The sequence below is a fragment of the Rhizomicrobium sp. genome (assembly GCF_056722145.1).
Map to the genome: position 1 here is coordinate 39511 of NZ_JBWZET010000206.1, position 6556 is coordinate 46066.

The 6556-nt window shown below is 63.6% G+C and carries 7 protein-coding genes; all 7 read left to right on the plus strand.

Annotation, left to right across the window (positions count from 1 at the left end; genetic code table 11):
- The first annotated feature begins 1 nt into the window (after position 1).
- Positions 2 to 931: a type II secretion system F family protein gene (locus AC1P6P_RS11145; protein ID WP_481402513.1), complete on the plus strand. Its 930-nt coding sequence runs from the start codon at positions 2 to 4 to the stop codon at positions 929 to 931.
- The gene (locus tag AC1P6P_RS11150) at positions 928 to 1743 is read left to right on the plus strand and encodes a LytR C-terminal domain-containing protein (RefSeq protein ID WP_481402514.1); all 816 of its coding nucleotides are present in this window, start codon (positions 928 to 930) and stop codon (positions 1741 to 1743) included. Before AC1P6P_RS11145 ends, AC1P6P_RS11150 begins: the two co-directional genes overlap by 4 nt.
- Positions 1740 to 2213: an A24 family peptidase gene (locus AC1P6P_RS11155; protein WP_481402515.1), complete on the plus strand. Its 474-nt coding sequence runs from the start codon at positions 1740 to 1742 to the stop codon at positions 2211 to 2213. Before AC1P6P_RS11150 ends, AC1P6P_RS11155 begins: the two co-directional genes overlap by 4 nt.
- A 5-nt stretch (positions 2214 to 2218) precedes the next feature.
- Positions 2219 to 2629, plus strand: coding sequence for a TadE/TadG family type IV pilus assembly protein (locus tag AC1P6P_RS11160; protein WP_481402516.1), 411 nt, complete (start codon positions 2219 to 2221; stop codon positions 2627 to 2629).
- A complete protein-coding gene (locus tag AC1P6P_RS11165) occupies positions 2626 to 4218 on the plus strand; it encodes a TadG family pilus assembly protein (RefSeq protein WP_481402517.1) in 1593 nt (530 codons plus the stop codon). The genes AC1P6P_RS11160 and AC1P6P_RS11165 overlap by 4 nt, the downstream gene beginning before the upstream one ends.
- A 196-nt stretch (positions 4219 to 4414) precedes the next feature.
- A complete protein-coding gene (locus AC1P6P_RS11170; RefSeq protein ID WP_481402518.1) occupies positions 4415 to 4837 on the plus strand; it encodes a hypothetical protein in 423 nt (140 codons plus the stop codon).
- 335 nt (positions 4838 to 5172) lie between these two features.
- Positions 5173 to 6462, plus strand: coding sequence for a tyrosine-type recombinase/integrase (locus AC1P6P_RS11175; protein ID WP_481402519.1), 1290 nt, complete (start codon positions 5173 to 5175; stop codon positions 6460 to 6462).
- Positions 6463 to 6556 lie beyond the last annotated feature (94 nt).

The window sequence follows — 6556 nt, forward strand, 5'->3', positions numbered from 1 at the left end:
CATGCTGCCGGCCAGCACCTTTCTCATCGTCGGGTCCGTGCTGCTGATCGGCGCAGCGGCGATTTCCGCGTTCTCGGTGACCGCCATCCTCGGCGAACGGCGGCGCCGCGCGGCCATTGCCGTGACCGCCCCCGATCCAACCCCGAGAGCGGCGATCGAAGACGACCTCTTGAAACGCTTCGCGCGCTTCGTCACCCCGGCCAAGGAAAATGAGCTCAGCCAGGCGCGCCTCAGGCTGGCGCAAGCCGGCTACCGCCGCCCTGCTGCGGTGCGCGTCTTTCATGCGGCACGGGCGGTCTCGGCGCTTGGTTTCACGCTCGTGGCGGCGGTGCTGTTCCCGTTTCTGTTCGCCAGCGCACCGGCGCCGCTGCAGATCGTCGCCATCCTGTTCGCCTTCCTGATCGGCTTCCTGGCGCCGTCGATCGTGCTCGACCGGCTCGTCGCCCGGCGCAAGAAGACCGCCGAAGAGGGATTTCCCGACACCCTCGACATGCTGCTCGTCTGCATCGAGGCTGGCCAGGGCTTCGAACAGGCGGCACGGCGCATCGCGCGCGAATTGCACGGGCACAATGCGGTACTGGCCGAAGAGCTGTCGATCCTCAACGACGAATTGTGGGCGGGCAAGGACCGCGCCCAGGTGTTCAAGGACTTTGCCCTGCGGCTCAACGTCGGCGACATCACCGCCTTCATCAGCGTGCTGCGCCAGGCCGATCAGTTTGGCGTTTCGATCGCCGAGGCCATCCGCGTCTATGCCGCCGACATGCGCTTCAAGCGCGTGATGCGGGCCGAGGAAACCGCCAACAAGATGCCGCTCAAGCTGGCGCTGGCCTCGATGCTGTTCACGGTTCCCCCGACCATGATCATCATGATCGGTCCGGCACTGCTCGAAATCATCCGTTCCTTCACGCAAGCCCAATCGGGGTCCCTATGACCACACGCTCAACCCTGGCGGCGCTGGCCGCCGTACTCACAGCCTCGGCCTGCGCGCCGATTTCCGAACGCACGGCAGAGGACTATCTCGCCGCTTCGCCAGCCGCGGTTTCCGATTATCAACGCGGCAAGCGGGACCTGTCCGCCGGCAATTACGGATTGGCGCTGGCGCGGTTCGACGCCGCCCTCGAACGCGATCCCGGCAACATCGCCGCCCGCAACGGTCAGGCGATCACGCTGGCCAAGCTCGATCGCGACGACGACGCCGTCGCCGCCTTCGAACAGGCGCTCAAACTCGATACCCGCTCGCCGGTGACGATCGACAATTATGCCAACTACCTCGAGCGCCACGGCAATCACGCCAAGGCGAAGATTCTGCTGGCCCTGCTCAATCCGCCCGGCGCCGCGCCCGAACCGCCGAGCGCCGCTCCCATTGCGCCCATCAACGTGGCGCCCGCGGACGCGGTGCCGGCCGCCGCCGATGCCGCCATGCTGGGCGCCGTGACCGCCCCACTCTCGATCGCCAACGCCTCCGGCCAGTACCATCTGGCGCGGCGGCTGCAGCAATACCTGTCAGGACACGGCTTCGCGGCCGACCACGTTGCCAACGCCACCCGCTTCGATCGCACCCAGTCGGTGCTGTTCTGTCACGCCCAATCGCGCGAGGCGGCCGAGCGAATCCGGCGCACCTTGCCGGCCAACGTCAAGCTGGTGGTGTTGACGTCGAAAGGCAATGCGGTCGAACTCATCGCCGGCAGCGACCTCAACGGCTTCGACATGGCAGCCGCCGCGCCTCGCGTGGTGATGCGATGATCTGGGCCCTGTTCATCGCTTTGCTGGCGCTGGTCGCGGTGTCGGACATCGCCCGCTATCGCATTCCCAACTGGGCCTCGCTGGCGCTGATCGCGCTGTTCGCGGGTGTTCTGTTGTGGCGGCATGCCGGCACCGATTGGCCGTGGCATCTGGCGGCGTTCGCACTGGCGCTGATGGTCGGCATTGCCTTCTTCGCCTTCCGCCAGGTCGGCGCCGGCGATGCCAAACTGTTTGCGGTGATCGCGCTGTGGGCTGGGTTCGGCGCCTTGGTGCCGCTGCTGTTCTGGATTGGCGTTGCCGGCCTTGTCGAGCTGGCGATCCTGACGGTGACCCGCCGCTTCGCCGCGCGTTGGCGCGGACCGTTGCCGCGTGTGCTCAGCCAAAAACAGGGCGTTCCGTTCGGCGCCGGGATCGCGCTCGGCGCGGCGATCGCTTCGTTCTGGTTCCCTTCCTGGCTATGGGTGGCATGATGCGGATGCAGGCGCGACTTGAACGGTTCGCCCGATCGACTCGCGGCTCGATGACGGTCGAGTTCGTGATCTGGATTCCGATCCTGCTGGTGATCCTCGGCTTCACCGCCGATGCCTGCAAGCTCTACCTCACCCAGGCCGACATGTGGGACGTGGCGCGCGATACCGCGCGGCGCATGTCGACCGGGCAATATTGCAAGACCAGCGATGCGCAAACCTATGCCCAGAGCCAACTGCTCTATCCGCTGACCTACACCTTCAGCATCACGCAAGGGTCCGACGACGTGGTGCAGATCTCGACGCCCGTTGCGGGCGCCAGCGTATTCGGCGTGCTCGCCTCCTATGGCGGGTTCATGGCGAACTCGCTCGGCGCCAAGGTGACGATGCCCGCAGAGCCCGGAGCTTGCTCGACATGATGCGACGCTTACGACGTTTCCTGCGCGACGAGCGCGGCGCCGGCACCGTATTCATGGTGATGATGCTGCCCGTATTCCTCGGCCTGGCGGGCCTTGCCATCGACGCCGCCGACGCCTATCGCGCCCGCAACATCCTGCAAGGCGCCGCCGATGCCGCCTCGCTCGCCGCCACGCTGGCGCTGCCCGACACCAATGCGGCGGCCGCCGCGGCGGTCAATTACGCCAACCTCAATCTGCCCAACAACGGCTCCGTGCTGGCGGCGGCCGATGTCGAATCCGGCAACTGGAATGCCGCCACCAACGTCTTCACCATAGGCGGCACGCCGACCAATTCGGTGCGCGTCACCACGCGCATGACGGCCGCCAACGGCAATGCTCTGCCAACGACGCTGCTGCGGATCATCGGCATCGACCATTGGGACATCACCGCCCAGGCGATCTCGGTCGCCGACCAGCCCAAGCTGTGGGTCGCCTTGGTGCTCGACAATTCGGGATCGATGTCGGAAGCCGATAAGACCAAGACGACCAAAATCTCCGCACTCAAGACCGGTGCCATCAACCTGCTGACGACGCTCAAGACCGCCTCGCTCCATCCCGGCGACGTGCAGGTTGGGATCGTGCCCTTCACCAAGAACGTCGGGTTGGGACCGGCCTATGCCAGCGCCAGCTGGCTCAACTGGACCGATTTCAACAAAGCGCCGCCGGCCGTGCCCGGCAACAAGGTCGGTCCCGGCAGCACCTGCCCGTGGACGACGAGCGCCAACGGATATCAGTGCCAGACCTCGCCCACCAACAACGCCAACGCCCGCACGGTCACGCCGTCCCCGAAAGTGCCCTCGAGCGGCACCTATTCGGGCTACATCTGCCCGACCGCGGACGGCTACGGCCATTTCTATAACGGCTGCTACAACAGCGTGAAGACCGGCGGCAGCGGCTCCAACACCACGTACAGCCACACCTGGATCGCCAACGCCAAGAGCACCTGGACCGGCTGCGTCATGGATCGCGACCAGAACTACGACACGCTCGACACATTGCCGACGACCGGCGGCACCATGGTCTGGCCGGAGAACAATACCTATTGCCCAATGCCGACGATCACACCGCTGCGCACGCTCGCCACGCCCGCGGACATCACCTATTTCACCGGCCAGATCAACGCCCTCACCGCCAACGGCTGGACCAACCAGGGCATCGGCGTCGATTTCGGCTGGCTGGCGCTGACGCCCGGCATGCCGCTGACGCCCGTCACTCCGGTCCTGCCGAGCGATACCCAGCGCTACATCATTCTATTCAGCGACGGCTTCAACACCTACAACCGCTGGACCGCGGCGCCCAATTCCAACGTTCGCGACACTGCCGCCGACCTGCGCACCGAACTTGCCTGTACCAACGCCAAGCAGGAAGGCGTGGTGATCTTCACCGTCTACGTCGACCTTTCCGGCACTACCGGCGCGTCGGATGTGCTGCAGAATTGCGCCTCCGAGCCGAAGACGGACTATTATTTCCCGCTCACCACCTCGGGCGCGATCATCACCACCTTCGACAAGATCGGCCAGCGCATCATGAAAATGCGGCTGGTGCATTGAGCCTTCCGGAAAAAGCCGGACGAGGGACGAAGGACCGCATAACTCGGCGCCCGATCGGCGTTATGGTCCGTGTCGGATGGTGCGGAGACTTGATGCGATGGCGGCAAGAGCGAAATCGATCCGAGGCTGCATCATAGCGGGCGTTGTGCTTATCGCGGTTGCCGCCCCACCTATCGCTGCCTCGAACGCGCAGGCCATGGAACAGCGCAACGACATCGAGCGGCTGATGGGCGCCTACTGCTTCAAACCGACGGATAAAAAGGCCACCGCGCCGGTGTGCAAGCGGATGAAGAATGGCAGGATGACATCCGATGCGGTGGCGACCCAAGCCTTCCGCCGAATGTTCTGGCCTCTTGTCCCCGACGCGATCAAGGCCAAGACACTCAGCATGATGGACGTGGTGAGCCCCTTCGGCGAGGTGACCGACCGAGATGGCGCCAAACTGACCGATCGCATCGAAGGGACGGCCTGCATCGCACACAATTGCGGCGGCAACGAAGTCCTCTTCCTCTACGAACGCTCGACCGGCAAAGCCGCCGTCACCATTACCCGCTACGGCGAGGCCTGCCGGGCCTACCGCGAAGCCGGCTTCGCGCGTGGCGATGATCTGTGCCCTTGACGCGTCGATCGGAATGACGATGCCGCCGGCCGCCCTGAGGCAGCAAAAAGGGCGCTGACGGCGCCCTTGTGCAACACGTTGTTTTATCAGCCACTTTGGAGCGGGCGAGGCGAATCGAACGCCCGACCCTAACCTTGGCAAGGTTATGTAGGGGCTACGACAGACTTTTCTCCCTTTCGCTGCTGTACGATAATCTATCGCATATTCAATTGCTTACTAATTTTCACCTCCGATCGATCACGCCTCACTACGCTCGATTTTTGCATCGCGGTGGACACCATGTGGACACCATTTTAGGGTGGAGTCCACCGAGGAATGCTAAGGGAAATGACTCGATGGATCGCTCTTCGAGCACCCGGCTAACTAAGCCCGTGGTGGAAAAAGCTGAGAAGCGCAACGCGAGATACGACCTGTGGGACACCGAACTTGCCGGGTTCGGGCTGCGCGTCGAAAAAAGCGGCACCAAGAGCTTCATCATCAGATACCGCGCGGATGGCGGTGGTCGCTCAGCGCCGAGGCGGTTTCTTACAGTCGGCCGGTACGGCCCACTGACGGTCGAGCAAGCAAGAAAAAAAGCCAAAGAGCTGCTTGGGGCCGCGGCCAGCGGACGCGATCCCGCCGGGGACGTTCAGGAAAAGCGCCGCGAGAGCACCATAAAGGAACTGCTCGACGTCTATGAGAAGAATGGTTGTGTGATCCAGCGCGGCAAGCACAAAGGCATGCCGATGAAGCCATGGACAAAAAAGTGCACGATGGCGCGGCTCCGCAATCATGTTGAACCGCTGCTCGGGCGCAAGCGGGTCAATGGGATCACCTCAGGGGATATCGAGACCTTCGTCGCCGATGTGACGCAGGGCAAGACCGCTAAGGATGAGAAGGTCGGTCCGCGCAAGCGGGTCATCGTCCGTGGAGGCGAGGGGGCCGCGCGAAAGGTCGTTCGAGATCTGTCGGCCGTATTCAGCTTCGGCGCACGACATGGGTTCAACGCAAGGAACCCCGTTGAACAGGCTTCGGTGCGGAAAACCGATAATCGCCGCGACAGATTCTTGACCCTTGAAGAGGCCTCCCGCCTTGGCGAAGCGTTCGACAAGGTGGAGGCGCAAGGCGCGAACCCGAAGGCCATTGCGATTTCACGATTATGGGCGCTCACGGGTTGTCGGCGAAACGAGATCGCAGAACTCAGGGTCCACGAGGTCAATCTCGCGAGCAACCTATTTGAGTTCGACGATACGAAGACGGGAAAATCCGTCCGTCCCTTCGGTCCGGCGGCCGCCGCCTTGTTGCAGGAACTCTTGAAGGAACGAACGAGCGGATACCTGTTTCCGGCCGAGAGGGGAAAAAGCTACTATCAGGGTACGCGTAATATCTGGGCAGAGGTGACGAAGCTTGCCAAATTGCCGGGCGTGACACCACACACCCTCCGCCATACGCTCGGCTCCACCGCTACATCGAGTGGTGAAGCGTTGGCCCTAACGGGCGCGATCCTGGGGCACGCGAACCTGAGATCGACTGCGATCTACGCTCACGTCCAGCGCGATCCCTCACTTGAAGCAGCAAAGCGCGTCGAAAAACTGCTGGCGACAGCGCTGGAACGTACGCCTCCGGCGTGGGCCGCGGATAAATAGGCTTGCTATTCTGGGAGCTTGAGCCAGTGCGGGGCGTCTTCGCGCATGCGGACCAGATCGCGAAGGTGGTCGATGCCGTCATCCGTGAAGGCCT

Excerpts from the sequence above, each read along its gene's own strand:
- AC1P6P_RS11175 (WP_481402519.1), top strand. The coding sequence starts at position 5,173 with ATGGATCGCTCTTCGAGCACCCGGCTAACTAAGCCCGTGGTGGAAAAA.
- AC1P6P_RS11160 (WP_481402516.1), top strand. The coding sequence starts at position 2,219 with ATGCAGGCGCGACTTGAACGGTTCGCCCGATCGACTCGCGGCTCGATG.
- AC1P6P_RS11165 (WP_481402517.1), top strand. The coding sequence starts at position 2,626 with ATGATGCGACGCTTACGACGTTTCCTGCGCGACGAGCGCGGCGCCGGC.
- AC1P6P_RS11155 (WP_481402515.1), top strand. The coding sequence starts at position 1,740 with ATGATCTGGGCCCTGTTCATCGCTTTGCTGGCGCTGGTCGCGGTGTCG.
- AC1P6P_RS11170 (WP_481402518.1), top strand. The coding sequence starts at position 4,415 with ATGGAACAGCGCAACGACATCGAGCGGCTGATGGGCGCCTACTGCTTC.
- AC1P6P_RS11145 (WP_481402513.1), top strand. The coding sequence starts at position 2 with ATGCTGCCGGCCAGCACCTTTCTCATCGTCGGGTCCGTGCTGCTGATC.
- AC1P6P_RS11150 (WP_481402514.1), top strand. The coding sequence starts at position 928 with ATGACCACACGCTCAACCCTGGCGGCGCTGGCCGCCGTACTCACAGCC.